We start from the raw sequence: 18,013 nt of genomic DNA on the forward strand, positions 1-18,013 counted from the left end.
GGGGTGGTCACGTCCACCGGGCCGCGGACCGGGCACCGTTCGCATGAGAATCGCACTATAGCCTCCGGCAGCCGAACATAATAGTTCGATTTTTGAACGATGGAGAGTGGTTTCACGTTCAGCCCGACCGCGGCGGGGTAACGCATCTTCCGGCCCTGGGGGCCTGGTGGCCGATTTTCATGCAAAGCCTGGTCGGCCTAGGGTGAAAGCATGACCGACCGTCCACGCTCGCCGCGGATCGAGCCGCCTGCGTCGATCGGCTCCGTGTTCGATCTCATCCGCCGCAGGGTCGCCACCACCCGGCGGGAGATCTCCCGGCACACCGGGCTCGCGCCGTCCACCGTCTCCCTGCGGGTGGATTCACTCATCGCGGCCGGCCTCGTCGAGGAGAGCACGAGCGGGCGGGCCACCGGTGGCAGGCAGCCGCGCTCCCTGCGCGTGCGGGGAGACGCCGGAGCGGTCGTGTCGGTCGCGCTCGGCACGCACCACTTCCGCCTCGCGGTCGCCGACCTGGTCGGGCGGCTGCTGCAGGTGGCCGAATGCCCGATCGACGTGACACTCGGCCCGGGCGCGGCGATGCGCACCATCTGGGAACGGACCCTGATCGCGCTCGGTGACGCCCGTATCGGCGTCGGTTCTGTGCGCGGGATGACGCTGGGCGTACCGGCTCCGATCGACTCCCGGCTGGGCAGCGTGACGTCCTCGGCCCAGCTCCCCGGCTGGGACCAGCAGAACCTCTATGAGCTGATGAAGCAGCACACCGAGCTACCGGTGTCGATCGAGAACGACGCGAACCTGCTGGCTCTCGGGGAATTCCGCTCGGTCGCGCCCGGTCTGCGGCACATGCTCGCGGTGAAGGTCGGCAGCCGGATCGGTTCCGGGGTCGTCATCGACGGACGGCTGTATCCGGGCGCGAGCGGCGCCGCAGGCGAGGTCAGCCACTCCCGTTCGTCCGGTCGTTCGGCGATCCACTGCTGGTGCGGCACTCCGGACTGCCTGGAGTCGGTCGCCGGAGGCGCGGCGGTCGTCGCCCGGCTCCGTCAGGAGGGGTACGACATCGGCGAGACCACCGACCTCGTCACCCTCGCCAGCGCCGGCGACGCGCGCACGATCGAACGGCTGCGTGAGGCAGGTGCGCTGATCGGCGAGGGGTTGTCCTACGTCGTCAACTTCCTCAACCCGGACCTGATCACCTTCGGCGGGCAGCTTTCTGTGGTACCGCCGTTCGTCGCCGCGATCCGTGGCGCGGTGTTCCAGCAGTGTCTTCCCGTGGTCACCGATGCGCTCGACGTGCGGGTCGGCACCGCCGGCGCCGACGCCGAAATCCTCGGCGGCGTCGACCTGATCCTCGACCGTACGCTGCAGGTCGACGCCATCGACAAGCTCGTCGCGAGCGGAAGTACCGCTTTCTCCGGCTGACGTGCCCGGCGGTTCCGCCGGCCCCTGTCCCCTTCCGGGCAAAAGGAGTATCGGAACCGGTCATCAGAGGCGTTGTTCACACTGTCGCCGCCCCGTGAGGGTTGAGGTACGTGTTCCCGCTGGGCCACGACCCATCCTCGACAGGAAGAACATCTTGTGAACGACGTATCCGCGCACACGGCGGCCACGAGCGCCATTGCGGCCATCCGGCGACTCAGCGGTCTCGCCGCCGACCGCGTCCATGTGGTCGCCGATCCCGACCTCGGGGACGGGTTCCGGGTCTGGGCCGCCGACGGGGACCTGCATGTCGAGGCGTCGGGCGCGGGGGCGGCCGTCGCGGGGTACGCCGCGTTCGCCCGCCGGACCGGAGTGGCCCATGTGTCGCGGTTCGGCACCCGTCCGGTGGACCGTGACCTGCCCGCGGACGTGGTGGTCGAGCGGCGGGCCCGGCTCGGCCTGCGCGTCGCCTACAACCTCACGGTGTCGGGGTACACGACCCCGTACTTCGACTGGGACCAGTGGGAAGCCGAACTGGACCTGCTCGCCGCGAGCGGCATCAACGCCGCACATGTCACGCTCGGCCAGGAAGCCGTCTACCTGGAGACGTTCACGCGGTTCGGGTACACCGAGGATGAGGTCCTGCAGTGGCTCGGGCCGCCGTCGCACCAGCCGTGGCTGTGGCTGAACAGCATCCAGAACTTCGGCAGGGGCACGACGCGCGCGCTGGTCGAGAAGCGTGCCGACCTGGCCCGCAAGGTCATCGGGCGCATGCGCGAGCTGGACATCACGCCGATCTTCCCGGGCTTCAGCGGCGCCGTCCCGCCGAAGTTCGGCGAGCGCAACGAAGGCGCCCGGGTGGTGCGGCAGGGGCTCTGGTTCCTGGACGTCGCCGGGCCGGAGCGGCCGGACTGGCTCGACACGACCTCGGACGAGTACGCCGCGGTCGCCGCGACGTTCTACGCGGCGCAACGCTCGGCGTTCGGTCCCAGCGGGCTGTGGGCGGTGGACCTGCTGCACGAGGGCGGGACGACCGGCGGGGTCGACCTCGGGGAGGCCGCGCGTGGGGTGCAGCGGGCCATGATCGCCGCCGACCCGGACTCCACATGGGTCCTGCAGGCCTGGCTCGGCAACCCCCGCCGGGAACTGCTCGAGGCGATCGACCTGTCCCAGGTACTCGTGCTCGACCTGACCGGTGACGCCGCCGACGCCAACGGCGGCTTCCTGGACGCGAAGTGGGCGCTGGGCATCCTGCCGAACTACGGTGGCCGGACGGTGTTGTACGGAGACGTGGCGGCGGTCGCCGCGACGCCGAAGCGCTGGGCCGCGGACGCCGTGGACAATGCGGACGCCGAGCCGTCCCGTCTCACCGGCCTGACCAACATGGCGGAGGGCCTCGGTAACAACCCGGTGCTGTGGGACCTGTTCAGCGATCTCGCGTGGGCCGACGGCGAGATCGAGATCGGCCCCTGGCTCGACGAGTGGACGACCGCCCGGTACGCCGCCACCGACGAACACGCGCGCGCCGCGTGGCAGACCCTGATCGAGACCGCCTACGGGCCGTGGCGGCACGACGGCACGGCCGCCACTCCGGCCGAGTCGCAGCAGGCCATGGCGGGCAACCCGGTCGATGCGGCCGATTTCGGCAAGGAACTCGCCACAGAGACGCCGTTCGCGGCGATGAACATCACCGATTCTTCGCTGGACGTCCCCGTCATGCCGGCCGGGAGCACCGATTCGGTGATCGCGGCCATCCCCAGCATGCAGGCCAACCAGGCGAGCATGGTGGGGCCGCGTGCGCTGCCCTACCCGGAGGACGCGCTCATCCCCGCCCTGCGGGAACTGCTGGCCGCCGCCGATTCCCTGCACACCACGGGGTTCGCGTACGACCTCGCCGACGTCGCCCGCCAGGTGGCCGACGACGCCGCCCGCGCGGGCCTGCGGGCGATCGCCGAGGCGGCCGAGGCGGGCGACGTCGGTTCCTACGACGAGCGGGTGGCCGAGTACCTGGAGCTGATCGACGCCCAGGAAGCGGTTCTGCGCACCAATGAGCATTTCCTCCTCGGACGATGGCTCGACGACGCCCGCGCGTGGGGTTCGACGGCGGAGGAGGGCGACTATCTCGCGGAGGAGGCCAAGCGGCTGCTGACGTCCTGGGGCTATGCGGACTCCACCTTCCTGGTCGACTACGGCAACCGCGGCTGGTCGGGCCTGGTCGGCGACTACTACCGCTCCCGGTGGACGGCCTGGCTGGCGCAGATCCGCAACGTCCTCACCGGGGAGGCCACGACGCCGATCGACTGGTACCGGTTCGCCGACCAGTGGATCCGGGGCGGCACCCGGTACGCGAGCAGCCCGCACGGCGACCTGAGGACGGCTGCGAAGGCCGTACTTGAGATCGCCGAACGGCTCACCTCGGCGAAATAGGCCGGATATCAGAGAAAGGCGGTTTGCCGTATGACAACACATCTGAACACCCAGGACATGGGATGTCCTTACCAGCATCCGCCGGTGATGCCCACGGACGGCACGCCGTTCCGGCCCTCCCCGCAGTTCGCGCAGTGGCGTGCCGAGGCGCCGGCGACCCGGATCACCGCCGAGGACGGGAACATCGGGTGGTTCGTCACCGGATATGAGCTGGCCCGCCAGGTGCTCGTGGACACCCGCTTCAGCATGTCCGACCGGCGGACCCCGCTGGGACCCACACAACTGCCGATGGGGAAGCCGATCGACGCGGAGAAGGGGCACGCCCTGATGGTGGGCAACGTGCTGGGTCTCGACCCGCCCCAGCACACGAGGATCCGCCGGGCGGCGGTCGGGCGTTTCTCGGTCCGCGCGGTACGGGGGCAACGGACGGCGATCGGCGAGTTCATCGAACGGAGACTCGACGAGATCCTCGCCGCCGGGCCCACCGCCGATCTGTTCGGGGATTTCGCCGTCCCGGTCTCGGTCTTCGCCCACTGCCGGGTCCTCGGCATCCCGGACGCCAAGGCCGAGGAGTTCGCCGCGATCTTCGCCACCGAGGAACTGCGGTTCGGCGACATGGTGGCGTTCGCGGCCGACGTACTCGACCTGAAGGCCACCGACCTCGGCGAGGACACGATCAGCGATCTCCTGCGCTCGGAGCTGACCGGACCCGAGCGGCTGGGGATCGCCACGGTGCTGATGGGCTCGGGACGCGACGCGATCGCGTACATGATCGGGACGATCATGGTGTCGCTCCTGTCGGACACCGGCCAGCTTGAGACCTTGCGGCGCGAGCCCGAGCGCGTTCCGGCGGCGGTCGAGGAGTTCGTGCGGTTCCACGCGATGTTCGTCTCGACCCATCCGCGAACCGTGGCGGAGGACGTGACCCTGGAGGGGATCGACTTCCGCAAGGGCGAACCGGTCTGGGTGTCCACGGTGGCCGCCAACCGGGACGGCGAGCGGTTCCCCGACCCGGACACCTTCGATGTGACGCGCGAGGCGTCCGGCCATCTCGCCTTCGGCCACGGGGTCCACGCGTGCATCGGACAGCAACTGGCCAGGGTGGTGATCGCCGACGCGATCACCCGGCTGCTGGCACGACTGCCTGCACTGCGCCTGGTCGAGGCCGAACAGCTCGCACCGATGGCGTTCGCCGGTGATCTGCCGACCTACGCGCCGGGGGCCGTCCGCGTCACCTGGGACCAGCGGCCCGAACGGGGGTGAGCGACCTGACCCGGGGGGTGGCCGGATCGGTTCCGGCCACCGGATCACCCGGCGCCACGGACGAGTCTCCTCACATTGCCGTCGCGATGCCGAGCAGCGGATGCTCCGGTGTGCTCGATCGCAGCTCATGAAAGCCGAGGCGAGCATAGAACGCCAATGCCCCCGTGTTCGAGGCGTCGACGCCCAGGTACAGCGCCGGCACCCCGCGCTCGGCCAGCGCCCCGCGGAACGTGTCGACGAGACGCCTGCCGAGGCCCCGGCCCTGCAGTTCGGGCAGCAGGTTGATGTGCAGGTGCGCCGGGTAGTCGGCGATCTCGGGGATGCGGGTCACCTCGGGATGCAGTCCCACCCAGACGAGCAGTTCCTCGGTGCTCGTGGGCGCGTGGCCGGTCGGAGGGCCCGGCTGCGGATGCCTCTCCGCGAACCCGGGCGTCCAGTGCCGTTCCCACCATTCGACGAACGTGGCGGTGTCCGCGACGCCGATGACATAGCCGAGGACGCGCTCCCCGTCGTCGACGACGAACGCGAGGTCGGGCGCGAACTCCAGGTACGGCAGTGCGGCCACGTCGGCGACGAGCGTGTCGTCGGAGTACATCCCCGTCGCGTCGGCGCCGCTCGCCCCCGTACGGAGGCAGACGTCCGCCACATCATCGCGATCGGCGGGCCGGTACGGGCGGATCGTCAGCCCGCCGGTTCCGCCGAGTTCCGCCTGTGCGACGTCGTTCATGAATATCGCCGACCTTTCGTACCTGACGCCTGTGTGTTCAGCGTCGGGGATCCGAGGTCGTGCGACAACGCCGTGGTTTGTCGGAATCGGTACGATCTTTGCCCGATCAGGGAGGGCGTGGATGTCGGTCGTCTACGAGCACCTTGAGCCGCTCTACCCGCTCGGCTGGCGGCACTTCCGGCTCCAGGCACCCTGGTTCCCGCCGCGCAGCGGCCACGTCCATCCCGAGTTCGAGCTGACGTACATGGTGCGCGGAGCAGGCACCCGGGTCATCGGTGACTCGATCGATCAGTTCGAGCCCGGCGACCTCGTACTGATCGGCCCGCATCTGGCCCATATGTACGCATCGATCCCCGAAGCCGGGCCGATCGAGACGATCGTCGTGCAGTTCACGAGGGACGCTCTCGGCGAGGGGTTCTTCGATCAGCCCGTGTTCGCCGACGTGGCCGCGCTCCTGGACGCCTCCGCCGACGGACTCCGATTCGCCGAGGTGCCGCCCGCGCTGGCGACTCTCGATGACCTCACACCCGCGGAAAAGACCGTCGCGCTGCTGGACGTCCTCGTCACCCTCGGCCGCGGCCCTTACGTGCGGCTCGCCCCCGGCCAGTCCGCGTCCGGCACAGCCATCGCCCGCCGAATCGGGACGATCGTGGCGTACGTCCACGAACACTACCGCTCACAGATCACCCTCCAGGGCATCGCCGACGCCGTACGAATGAACCCGAGCGCCACGAGCCGGCTCTTCTCCCGATCGACCGGATTCACCCTCACCCGGTTCATCACCGTCGTACGCCTCAACGCCGCGTGCCGCCTCCTGCACGACACAGACCTGCCGATCGCGGCCATCGCGTCCAGATGCGGCTTCCCCAACCTCTCGAACTTCAACCGGCGCTTCCGCGAGGTGAAGCACACCACCCCGAAGGCCCACCGCGCACTTCTCAACGCGGGCCAAGGAGGAGTGCCGTCCCACGAACACCTCCCCGACAGGAAGTGGCCGGGCGGGGTGGAGTGGTGGAGCGCCGGGGGCTCGAACCCTGAACCCACAGATCAGGAGCGCTTCTGATCATTACCGTCCCGTGCGGACTCGGCGGCCTCGGCCAGCAGGTGGGAGAGGCCGTCCACCGTGGGGTTCTCCAGGATGGTGCGCACCGGTACGCGGAATCCGAGTTCGGTCCGCAGCCGGGACGCCATGCGGACCGCGAGCATCGAATGCCCGCCCAGGGCGAAGAAGTCGTCGTGGGGGTCGACTCGCGGCACCTCGAAGAGCTCACACCAGATGGCGGCGACGACGCCGGCGGTTCCGGTGCGGACATCGGCGGACTCGTCCTCGGCGGTGGAGGTCTCGGCCCTCTCGGAGTACTCGCTCACTCGCCGCTCCCCTGCCCGGACCGAAGGTGTCGCAGCCGGTTCCGGCGGTCGCGCAGCCGGGCCGCACGCGTCCGGTCGGGCGGCTCGGGTACCGCGTGTCCCGTTCCGGGGTCGCCGGCCAGGTGCCGCGCGAGCGTGGCGATCGTCGGGAACTCCAGCAGTGACACCAGCGACGTCTCCTCTCCGGTGCGGGCACCGATCAGGGTGTGTACGGCGGCGAGGGCGAAGGACGTGCCTCCGAGGTCGAAGAAGTTGTCGTCGAGGCCGATGTCGTCGCGGCCCAGCACCTCCCGCCAGATCTGGATGAGGTTCTGCTCCAGGCCGACGCGGTCCGACGTCGTGAGAAGGGGACGGGGCACCGCCGTCGCCGCCGCCGGACCCGGGGGCCGGGGGACGACGACCTCGGCCGGGCCGGGCAGCGACCGGATCGGGGCCGCCGGATCCGCGACGGCCGCGACCAGCAGCCGCTCGAAGTACGCGGCCATCCGCGCCACGGTGGCGGGCTCGAACAGGTCGGCCCGGTAGGTGAGCGTCAGGTCGAAGTCGTCCCCGCCCCCGGCCGAGCGGAAGACCAGCATGTCGAGGTCGACCTTCGCCCCGGTCGGCGGGAGGTCGATGGCCGTGGCGCGCAGCCCCGCCAGGCGCGGGCTCACGATCGGCTCCTGCTCGAAGGAGAAGAACGCCTGGACCAGCGGGGCGTGCCCGGGGTCGCGGTCGGGCGCGAGCTCCTGCGCGAGCTGCTCCATCGTCACGTCACGGTAGGTCAGGACGTCCAGCAGCTCCGACTGGACCGACCGGCAGAGGTCGGCGAAGCTCCGGTCGCGGTGGGCCTCGACGAGCACCGGTAGCGTCGTGGCGAAGAACCCGATCACGCTTTCGAGCTCGGCGCGGTCGCGGGCGCTCACCGGGACGCCGACCAGCACGTCCCGGGCGCCGGCGAGCTGGGAGAGAAAGGTGGCGTAGGCGGTCAGCACCAGCACGAACGGTGTCACCCGCAGGTCCTGCGCCAGCCGCAACGCCGGTCCCATCACCGCCGCGCGCAGCGTGTGCCGGTGATTGCCCCCGCGCGGGCCGGCGACCGCCGGACGGGGCCGGTCGGTCGGCAGCCGCAGCACCGTCGGGACCCCGGCGAGGCGGTTCCGCCACCAGCCGAGTTGTTCGGCGTCGACGGGACGGGCCCGCTGCCAGGCCGCGTAGTCGGCGAACTGGAGGGCCGGCGCGGCACGCTCGGGCCCACCGGCGTACTCCTCCGCCAGCTCGTCGAAGAACACCTGCAGCGACGGGCCGTCCGAGATGAGCTGGTGCATCGTGACGACGAGCAGGTGGTGCTCGGGCCCCGCCACGAGCAACCGCGTGCGCAGCAGCGGTCCGCGTTCCAGGTCGAACGGCTCGTCGGCCCACGGCTGGGCCGCGCGGAGCGCCGCGGCGTCCACGTCCTCGGTCCTGTCGGCGTCCAGCGCGACGACGGGCAGTTCCGTGTCCGGGGCGCCGATCCGCTGGACGGGTTCGAACGGCGGCGCGGTGCCGCGCACGAAGGTCGTGCGCAACGCGTCGTGCCGCGCGACGACGCGAGCGATGGCGCTGCGGAGCCGCGGAACGTCGAGCGGGCCCTCCAGGCGGACCGCCACCGTGATGTTGTACATCGGCGTACCCGGGTGGAGCAGTTCGACCAGGTACAGCGCCCGCTGGGCACCCGAAAGCGGCGGCGGCCCCGCCGACCGGTCCAGCGCCGGGATGTGGTCCGGCGCCGCCGCGGTGATCTTCTCGATCATGCCGCCCCCTCGGTGGCAAGGGCGAGCCGGTCGACCTTCCCGCTGGGCGTGCGCGGCAACGACCCGACGACGTCGGCCCGGACCGGCACCATGTACGCGGGCAGCCGGTCGCGCAGGCCCGCGAGCAGACCCGCCGTCCAGGCCGAGGTGTCCTCCGGAGCCGACTTCGGCACGAGGAACGCGCGGAGGTTCCGCTCCTCGGCCGCGGAGCCCGCGACCACCACCACCGCCTGCGCGACGGACGGGTCGGCGGCCAGTACGCTCTCGATCTCCCCGAGCTCGATCCGGAATCCCCGCACCTTGACCTGTGTGTCCTCCCGGCCGAGAAATTCGAGGAGACCGTCCGGGGTGACCCGGCCGAGGTCGCCGCTGCGGTAGGCCGGCACCGCCGGGTCCAGCGGGTCGGTGCGGTAGCTGCGCGCCGTGCGCTCGGGCAGGCCGAGGTAACCGGGCCCGACGGCCGCGCCGGTGATCCACAGCTCTCCCACCTCGCCGTCCGGCACCGGCCGGCCGTCCGGATCGCAGACCCGGACGCCGGTGCCGGTGATCGGCCTGCCGATCGAGGGCAGGTCGGCCCAGGTGGTCACGTCCGCGGGCAGCTCGTACCAGGTGGCCACGTGGGTCTCGGTCGTGCCCCACTGGTTCACCAGCCGGCAGTCCGGCAGCCGGGTGAACATCGCCCGGACCGCCGCCGTGCACTGCACCTGCTCCCCCGACGTGAGGATCTCGCGCAGTGGGTGCCGCCGCGGGGTGGCCTCGTCGGCGAACAGGGCGAGCGACTGGATCATCACGAACGGGATGAAGAGCCGGTTGACCCGTTCGCGTTCGATGAGGTCCCAGAGCAACTGCGGGTCCAGCCGCTCGTCCTCGTCGCAGCAGACCACGGTGCCACCCTCCCCGAGAGCGGTGAGCACCTCCTGGTAGGTCACGTCGAACGACGCGGGGGCGAACTGCAGCGTCCGGTCGCCCGGCCCGCAGCCGCTGGCATCTGCCTGCCAGGACACGAGGTTGGCGAGGTTGCGGTGCGCGTAGCGCACGCCCTTCGGACGGCCGGTGGACCCGGAGGTGTAGACGATGTAGGCGATGTCGTCGCCGGTCACCTCGGGAGCCTCGAACGCCGGAGCCGGGTCCGGCACGGGCCGGGCCGGACCGGTGGAGGCGTAGCAGACCTCCCGGTCGGCCGCGACGGTGCTGAAGCCGCCCAGCCGGGAGAGAGGGCCCTGGTGACCGACGACCAGCTTCACACCGGCGTCGGCGCACATGAACCGCAGCCGCTCGGCGGGGTACCCGACGTCCAGCGGCACCGCGACGCAGCCGGAGCGCAGCACCCCGACCAGCGTCACGACCAGGTCCGCCGACCGTTCCAGATGCACGCCGACGGGCGTGCCGGGAGCGGCGCCGAGCTGCGCGAGCCGCGCCGCGACCTGCGCGGACCGCTCCCACAGGGTGCGGTAGTCGAGGGCCTCGTGGGCCGAGCGGACCGCCTCGGCGTCCGGCGTCCGCCGCACGTGCTCGGCGACCGCGCGCAGCACCAGGACCGTGGTGTCGGAATCGGGACTCATTTACGCCACTCCTCAGTCGTCGCCTGGACCAGGCCGGGGGCGTCCGGTCCGAGATCGCCGCGCGGATCCGAAGGCTCGCTCGATGTCGCCGGGTGGCGGGGCACCAGGTAGGGACGTCGCTCGAACGGATAGGTGGGCAGGCGCAGGCGGCGCCGCCGTTCGCCCGCGTGCAGGGCCGCGAAGTCGACCGTCGCCCCGGCCGCCCAGAGGCGGCCGGCCGCGGCGAGCACCGTCCGGAAACCGGCCGGTGACCGGCCGGGCTCGTCCAGGACGTCGACGTACACCGGCTCGACCACGCCGGTGGCAGGCGCCGCCGGTCGCTCCGCCCCGATGTGCACGATGATCTGCCCCGGCGGTGCGCCGTCCAACGCCGCCTCGACGTCGCAGAGGACCGGCCCGCCAGGCCGCGCCGGCGCTCCGGCGACCACATCCGCGTCGGCTCCGGTGGGCGTGACGAGCAGGCGGGCGGTGTCGGCGGGGCCGAGCTCCGCCGCGATGGCCGCCGCGCAGCGGGCGCCGCGCCCCTGCCCGGCCACGGCGTCGGGGTACAGGCCCCAGGACATCAGCAGCCTGGCCGTCGCGTACTGCACGGCGAGGTGCGCGGGCGTGCTCTCCGGGCCCGGAACCGCGAGCAGCGCCCGGCGCAGGTCGTGGCCGAGGTGCGGGTGCGCGGCTTCGGCGATCTCGTCCAGATGGGCGCGGAACACCTGCTCGGTGCCGTGGATCGCGGCGACGGAGCCGGTGCGGTCGCCGCCGGGCTCGGCGAAGACGAACACGGTGCGCAGCCGGCCCGGGTGCCCCGGGCCGCTTTCGGCCGGCGGGCTCCCGCGGAGGGCCGCAACGGCCTCGGGCACGTCCGCGGCGACCACGAAGTGGCGTTCGGGATGCATCGCCCGGCCCGTCTGCAACGTCCAGGCGACGTCGGCGAGATCGGCGTCCGGGCGCCGTTCGAGGTGGTCGGCCAGCCTGCGGGCGGCGTTCTGGAGCGCGGGCCGGGTCCGGGCCGACAAGACCAGCAGGTGGTCCGGTCGCCCCGGGGTCGTCGGGAGCGCGGCCGGCGCCTCGGCCACCACGGCGTGCGCGTTGGTACCGCCGAACGCGATCACGTTCGTGGCGGCGATCCGGGCCCGCCCCCCGGACTCCCACGGGACGGTCCGGTCGTTGACGACGAACGGGGAGGACGCGAAGTCGATCTGCGGGTTCGGCTCGCTGAAGTTCAGGCTGGCGGGGAGCACGCCATGCTCCACGCAGAGCACCGTCTTGATCAGTCCCACGATGCCCGCGGCCGCGTCGGCGTGGCCGATGTTGGCCTTGACCGATCCGATCCGGCAGTACCCCGTCCGGTCCGTGCTCTGGCGGAACGCCTTGGTCAACCCGGCGACCTCGACCGGGTCACCGAGCACGCTGCCGGTGCCGTGCGCCTCGACGTAGCCGATCTCGTCGGCGCCGACACCGGCCACGAGCTGAGCGGCGCGGGCGGCCCCGGCCGGCCCGGCCACGCTCGGGACGTGAAAGCCCATCTTGCGCCGGCCGTCGTTGTTCACCGCGGTACCGCGGATGACCGCGTGCACGTGGTCACCGTCTTCCAGCGCCTCGGCGAGCGGACGGAGCACCACCAGGCCCACCGCGCTCGCCCGCACGGTGCCACGGCCGTGCGCGTCGAACGGACGGCACCGCCCGTCGTCGGCGAAGATGTCGTCCGGGTCGTGCCGCAACGCCGGAATCACGGCCGGCACCGAGGCGCCGCCGGCGACCGCCATCGCGCAGTCGCCCGCGAGCAGCGAACCGATGGCGACGTGGACCGCCACCAGCGACGAGGAGCAGGCCGTCTGCACCGCCATGGCGGGCCCGGTCAGGCCCAGCTTGTAGGCGATCCGGGTGGCGAGGAAGTCGATGTCGTTCGCCTGCTGGACACGGGTCTCCGACACCGGGACGCCCCGGGCGTGCCCCCATGCCCGGACGAGGGCTCCGTGGTCGGTGACGGACCCGCCGACGAACACGCCGGTGGGCAGGCGTTCCGGGCCGCCGTGCCCGGCCCGCTCAAGGGCCTCGTGGGCGCACTCCAGCAGCAACCGGTGCTGCGGATCCATGATCAGGGCGTCCTCGGGCGAGTAGTCGAAATGGCCGGCGTCGAAGAGCTCCGGATCGCTCAGCAGTCCGTAGGACGGCACGTACCCGGCTGCCGCAGCCGGCAGTTGGCCGGACAGCACCGACACCGATTCCCGGCCGTTGCAGAGGTCGTCCCAGAAGGTCTCGATGTCCGAAGCTCCAGGAAAACGACCCGCCATGGCCGTGACGGCGACGAAACCGCTTTCGTCAACGTCGTCGTTACTCATATGACTCAGTCTCCGTCGGAATCGATCGCGACGTCAGCGCGACGGAAGTTATGTCGGGCAGGAAATGACCGGCGACCTGTACGGGACGGCGATCATCAGCGTAACCATGCGCCCGCGCCATCACAGATAGGGAGTGGGTGAACGTCGGACTAATTTCCGATGACGCCGGAGGGTCGCACTGACCGAATCAACCATTCCGCGCCGGGCGTCTTGACAAATACTCGGCCCACTCGGTCTACTGAAATTCGCCCGCCGGCCGATCTTCGTCTGATTCGCCATGCGCGAATTCAGATCGCCGAGCCGTTGAACACGCGCGAGACGCCGAAGGCGCTTTTCGTCTCGCATTTCCCACCCTGAAGGACACCATGCCCGATACGACCGTCGACCGGTGCCCGGGATGACGACCGACCGGCGAGCGATCCCGCGCCGGAGCCTGTGGGGCGCCGCGGACTTCCGCAACCTCTGGATGTCCCAGACCGTGAGCCTGGCCGGCACCGGCATCACCCTGCTGGCCCTCCCGCTGGTGGCGCTGTTCGCCCTCGGCGCGTCACCCGCGGAGATCGGCCTGCTCTGGGCGGTCGAGTACCTGCCGATCCTGCTGGTCGGTCTCCCCGCAGGCGTCTGGGTGGACCGGTTGCCGCTGCGCGCGGTGATGGTCGGGGCCGACCTGCTGCGGGTGGCGGCGCTGCTCGCCGTGCCGGTCGCGCTGGCACTGGACGTGCTGACCATGCCGCTGCTCTACGTCGTCACGTTCCTGATCGGACTGGGGACGCTCTTCTACGACGTCGCGCAGATGTCGATCCTGCCCGCGCTGGTCGCCGAGGACCGTCTCGTGGACGCCAACGGCAAGCTGGAGCTGTCCCGCTCGGTCTCCCAGATCGGCGGCCCGCCCGTCGGCGGTCTCATGGTGCAGCTGCTCACCGCCCCGCTCGCGGTGCTCGCCGACGTGGTCACGTACCTGTTGTCGGCCTACTGCGTCCTCCGCGTCCGCAGGCCCGCACCGGTGGACCGGCCGGTCGACGAGGCCGGTCTCGGCCGGGACATCCGCGAGGGCATGCGCTTCGTCTTCGGTCACCCGCTGATCCGCCCGCTGCTGCTGTGCGCCACGCTCGCCGAGATCGCGTCCGCGGTCATCCAGGCCCTACAGGTCGTCTACGCCGCCGAGGTGCACTCCATGGGCCCCGTGGCGATCGGTGTCGCGCTGGCCGTCGGCAACGGCGGCGGCGTGCTCGGGGCGCTCGTGGCGGAGCCGTTCGCACGGCGCTTCGGCACCGGAACCGCCTTCATGGTCTCGATCGTCCTGTTCACCGCGGGCTCGGCGATCCTGCCGATGTCCATCGGGCCCGTGACGTTCGCGATGGGGATGTTCGTCGCGTACCTCGGCGCGTTCGTCTTCAACGTCCTGCAGGTCAGCCTCTGCCAGGCCGTCACACCGCCGCACCTGCTGGGGCGGATGAACTCGGTGTTCCGGTTCGCCACCTGGGGCGTCATCCCGCTGGGCGCCGCGGGCGGCGGACTGCTGGTCGAGTACGTCGGGCTGCCGGGAGTGTTCTGGATGGCCGCCGGGCTCAACGCCCTGTCCATCCTGCCGCCGCTGTTGTCCAAGATCCCCGGGCTTCGCGAGGTCGTCCACCACAGTGCGGAGCAGCCGGCCGCGGAGACAACGGCCGGCCCCTCCCGCATCCACCCGGAAGAACCCCCGGCGGACCGGCCGTGACGGTGTCGATCCCGGTGTCGATCCCGGTGTCGATCCCGGTGTCAATCCGGCTCGGCTGAGCGCAGGGCCGCCCGGCGCCGGTCCAGGCGAGCGCGCCCGGCACTCCGCCGTGCGGCCCGGCCGGACTCGTCGGCATCGGAGCCGGCATCCGGGGCGGCGACCGCGTCGCGTTCGTCCAGGTACCTCGCCAGGTGCTGGATCGTCGGATACTCGAAGAACGTCACGATCGACAGGTCGTGACCCCGCCCGGCGAGCTCCCGCTGCACCTCGGCCAGCAGCAGCGAGTGCCCGCCGATGTCGAAGAAGTTGTCGTCGAGGCCGACGCGTTCCAGCCGCAGCACCGTGCGCCAGGCCCCGGCGAGCCACCGTTCCGTATCGGTGCCGGGCGCCCGGAAGTCGGGGTCGGGCTCGGCCGGTCCGGGGGCCGGCAGAGCGCGCTCGTCCACCTTCCCGTTCCGGTTGAGCGGCAACGAGTCCAGCAGCACGAAATCGGCGGGCATCATGTATCGCGGCAGGCGGTCGGCCAGGTGCTCACGCAGCCGCTGCCGCAGCGCCGGCCGGTCCGCCGCCTCAAGGTAGGCGACGAGACGCTTCTCCCCCGTTCCGTCGGTCGTGGCCAGCACCACCGCGTCGATGACCGCGGGGTGGGCGCGCAGCGCCTCGACGATCTCGGCCGGTTCGATCCGGTAGCCACGCAGCTTGATCTGGCGGTCCCGGCGGCCGAGGAAGGCGATCTTCCCGCTCGGGAGATGCCGGGCCAGGTCGCCGGAGCGGTACATCCGCGCCCCGGGGACACCGGAGAACGGGTCGGGGACGAAGCGGTCCGCGGTGAGTTCCGCCGAACCGTGGTAGCCGCGTGCGACGCCGACGCCGCCGATCCACAGCTCACCGGTCGCCCCGGGTGGTACCGGTTGCCGCCACGCGTCCAGGATGTAGACGCTGACGCCGGTGATCGGGCGCCCGATGTCGGGTGGCCCGGACACGGTTGCGCAGGGGGCGATGTACCCGGCCGTCGCGGTCGCCGTGGTCTCCGACGGGCCGTACTCGTTGAGCACCCGGAACGGCAGATGGGCGGCCGGCCGGACCCGGAGCCGGTCACCCCCGGTGATCAGCACCCGAAGGGCCGGCTCGGCCGGCCAGGTCAACGCCAGCACGCGTTCGGCCAGCGCCGTCGGCAGCTCGGTCACGGTGATCCCTTCGTCGACCAGCCACGAGCGCAGCCGCTCCGGGTCGAGCCGGGTGTCCTGGTCCGGCACGTACAGGGTCGCGCCGCAGGCCAGGGTGGGCCAGATGTCGGTCACGGAGGTGTCGAACCCGGGGGAGGCGACCTGGGCGATCCGGTCGTCCTGCCCGAGGCCACAGCGGCGCGAACGCCAGGTGACCACGTTGGACAGCGACCGATGCTCGACCATCACGATCTTCGGCCGGCCGGTCGAACCGGAGGTCGCGATGAGATAGGCGAGGTCGTCGTGCGTCGTCGTGTCCGGCGGACCGGCGTCGGCCCCATCGGCGGCGTCCGGCAGCCGGTCCATCGACAGCCGTTCGAGATCGCCGGGGAGGCGGTCGGCGATCGCGCTGTGGGTGATGATGAGAACGGCGCCGGCGGCGGCGTACTGGTCTGCCAGGCGGGCGGGCGGATTCTCCGGGTCCAGGGGGAGGTAGGCGGCCCCGGCGCAGAGCACGGCCAGCTCGGCGATCACCAGGTCCGCGCCGCGCGGCAGGCAGACGCCCACCACCGTCCGAGGCCGGACACCGCGTGCGCGGAGGATGCCGGCCAGCGCGTCCGCGTGCTGGATCAGCTCGGCGTAGCCGACCTCGCGGGCACCGTCGCGAATGGCCGGGGCGTCCGGTGTCCTCCGAGCCTGCGCCCGGACCGCGTGATGGACGAGCGGGCCGACGTCGGCAGGGGGATGGCGTTCGGGGTTCCAGTCGTTCAGCACCATGTCGCGATCCCGCGGGCTGAGCACGGCCAGCTGGAACAGCGGCGCCGCCGGCCTGGCGATCGCATCGGCCAGCAGCCGCAGGTAAGCGTCGGCCATCCGTTGGACGGTCGCGTCGTCGAACAGGTCGGCGACGTACTCCCAGAGCATGGTGATCCGGCCGTCGGCCTGTTCGGCGTCAGCGCCCCGCCGTTCCGCGCGCGGGATCACCACGACGTTCAGGTCGGTCTTCGCCCCGCCGTTCCCGTGCTCGACGATCGTCCCGGTCGCTCCGGCGAGGTCGAGGTCCGGGATCGTGAAGTCGTCGACGCTGAAGAGGACGTCGGTCAGCGGGTTGCGGCCCGGCTCCCGGTCGGGGTTGAGCGCCCGCACCAGCTCAGGGAACGGCAGCAGCTCGTTCGCCGTCGCGTCCAGCACGACGCCGTGCACCTGCTCGGCCAGGTCGGCGAAGCTCAGCGTGGCGTCGACGTCGCACCGCAACGGCACCGTGTTGGCGAACATTCCGATCAGGTCCTCGGTCAGGGGTGCCTGCCGGCCGGCGAACGCGGACCCGACGCAGATGTCCCGCTGCCCGGTGTATCGGTACAGAAGTGCGTAGAACGCCGCGAGCATGGTGCTGGACAACGACACCCGGTGAGATCGGCAGAATGCGCGCAGCCCGGCCGGCAGCCCCGGTGGCAGGTCCACCCGCAGGGTCTTCCCGCGGAAGCTCTGGATCGCGGGCCTCGGGTGGTCTATCGGCAACTCCAGCAGGGGCGGCAGGTCACCGAGCCGGTTCTGCCAGTACGCGAGCTGCGCCTGCATGGGCGCGGTCTCCAGCGCCGCGCGTTGCCGGCATGCGAAGTCCCGGTACTGGACGGGCGGTTCGGCCAGCGGCGACCCGGCGCCTTCGGCGAACGCGTTGTACAGCGTCTCGAACTCGCGCATCAACCGCGAGAAGGACCACCGGTCGCGCAGCAGGTGGTTCTCCACCACGATGAGTTCGTGCTCCTCCGCCGACAGCCGCACCACGGTCCAGCGGATCAGCGGCAGGTGTTCGATGTCGAACGGCCTGCGCATCTCCCGGGCCACGATCTCGTCCAGCAGCTTTTGCCGTCCCTCGCGGGTGTCGCCGACGTCGAGCCGCCTCGCCCGGACCGGTTGCGGCGGGTGCACCACCTGCCGCGGCTTACCACCGATCTCCGGGTATGAGGTGCGCAGTACCTCGTGCCGCCGGCTGATCTCCGTGATGACACGATCGAGCCGGTCGAGGTCGAAGGCGCCGACGACCCGGATCGTCGCCTGCGCATGGTGAGCGATGCCGTCCGGAGCGAGCCGGTGCAGGAACCAGATCTGTTCCTGCTGGAGTGACAAGGGGATCCCGGCGTCGGCGCCCGGCTCGAAAGCCTTCTGCCCCGGGCCATGCACTCCATTTACATGGCCGTCAGAATCTCGCTGTCCCAACGTACATTCCTCCCTCGACTCCGTTCAAAATTCCAGCCACGT

The 18,013-nt window shown here is 71.4% G+C and carries 11 protein-coding genes; 5 read left to right on the forward strand and 6 right to left on the reverse strand.

Going from position 1 to position 18,013, the window contains the following annotated elements; genetic code table 11:
• Window positions 1-210: 210 nt before the first annotated feature.
• The 3 genes from DP939_RS39270 to DP939_RS39280 all read left to right on the forward strand — a co-directional run bounded on the left by DP939_RS39270 (window position 211) and on the right by DP939_RS39280 (window position 5,106).
• On the forward strand, window positions 211-1,419 hold the full coding sequence (locus tag DP939_RS39270; protein WP_113985926.1) for an ROK family transcriptional regulator: 1,209 nt from the start codon (window positions 211-213) through the stop codon (window positions 1,417-1,419).
• 156 nt (window positions 1,420-1,575) lie between these two features.
• Window positions 1,576-3,843 carry an alpha-N-acetylglucosaminidase gene (locus DP939_RS39275; protein ID WP_199565707.1) on the forward strand — a complete coding sequence of 756 codons (2,268 nt, stop codon included), beginning with the start codon at window positions 1,576-1,578 and terminating at the stop codon, window positions 3,841-3,843.
• Between the two features lie 30 nt (window positions 3,844-3,873).
• The gene (locus DP939_RS39280; protein WP_147268315.1) at window positions 3,874-5,106 is read left to right on the forward strand and encodes a cytochrome P450; all 1,233 of its coding nucleotides are present in this window, start codon (window positions 3,874-3,876) and stop codon (window positions 5,104-5,106) included.
• 70 nt (window positions 5,107-5,176) lie between these two features.
• On the opposite strand, the gene DP939_RS39285 is transcribed toward DP939_RS39280, so the two are convergent.
• The gene (locus DP939_RS39285; protein ID WP_199565708.1) at window positions 5,177-5,833 is read right to left on the reverse strand and encodes a GNAT family N-acetyltransferase; all 657 of its coding nucleotides are present in this window, start codon (window positions 5,831-5,833) and stop codon (window positions 5,177-5,179) included.
• A 121-nt stretch (window positions 5,834-5,954) separates the two neighbouring features.
• On the opposite strand from DP939_RS39285, the gene DP939_RS39290 reads away from it, so the two are divergent.
• Entirely contained in the window at window positions 5,955-6,896 is a 942-nt protein-coding gene (locus DP939_RS39290; protein ID WP_158578939.1) for an AraC family transcriptional regulator, read from the forward strand.
• On the opposite strand, the gene DP939_RS39295 is transcribed toward DP939_RS39290, so the two are convergent.
• From DP939_RS39295 to DP939_RS39310, 4 genes are read right to left on the reverse strand one after another with little or no spacing between them, the layout of a single operon-like run.
• Window positions 6,881-7,201 carry a phosphopantetheine-binding protein gene (locus DP939_RS39295; RefSeq protein ID WP_113985930.1) on the reverse strand — a complete coding sequence of 107 codons (321 nt, stop codon included), beginning with the start codon at window positions 7,199-7,201 and terminating at the stop codon, window positions 6,881-6,883. The genes DP939_RS39290 and DP939_RS39295 overlap by 16 nt on opposite strands.
• The gene (locus tag DP939_RS39300) at window positions 7,198-8,973 is read right to left on the reverse strand and encodes a condensation domain-containing protein (RefSeq protein ID WP_113985931.1); all 1,776 of its coding nucleotides are present in this window, start codon (window positions 8,971-8,973) and stop codon (window positions 7,198-7,200) included. The genes DP939_RS39295 and DP939_RS39300 overlap by 4 nt, the downstream gene beginning before the upstream one ends.
• Entirely contained in the window at window positions 8,970-10,535 is a 1,566-nt protein-coding gene (locus DP939_RS39305) for an amino acid adenylation domain-containing protein (RefSeq protein WP_113985932.1), read from the reverse strand. The genes DP939_RS39300 and DP939_RS39305 overlap by 4 nt, the downstream gene beginning before the upstream one ends.
• Window positions 10,532-12,871, reverse strand: coding sequence for a type I polyketide synthase (locus DP939_RS39310; RefSeq protein WP_113985933.1), 2,340 nt, complete (start codon window positions 12,869-12,871; stop codon window positions 10,532-10,534). The genes DP939_RS39305 and DP939_RS39310 overlap by 4 nt, the downstream gene beginning before the upstream one ends.
• Before the next feature lie 397 nt (window positions 12,872-13,268).
• Here DP939_RS39310 and DP939_RS39315 point away from each other — a divergent pair, with 397 nt between their 5' ends.
• A complete protein-coding gene (locus DP939_RS39315; RefSeq protein ID WP_225878770.1) occupies window positions 13,269-14,588 on the forward strand; it encodes an MFS transporter in 1,320 nt (439 codons plus the stop codon).
• A gap of 41 nt (window positions 14,589-14,629) precedes the next feature.
• Here the strand turns inward: DP939_RS39315 and DP939_RS39320 are convergent, their stop codons facing one another.
• Window positions 14,630-17,881, reverse strand: coding sequence for a non-ribosomal peptide synthetase (locus DP939_RS39320; RefSeq protein WP_158578940.1), 3,252 nt, complete (start codon window positions 17,879-17,881; stop codon window positions 14,630-14,632).
• Window positions 17,882-18,013: the final 132 nt, after the last annotated feature.

It is taken from the genome of Spongiactinospora rosea (assembly GCF_003315795.1).
Taxonomy (GTDB): Bacteria; Actinomycetota; Actinomycetes; order Streptosporangiales; family Streptosporangiaceae; genus Spongiactinospora; species Spongiactinospora rosea.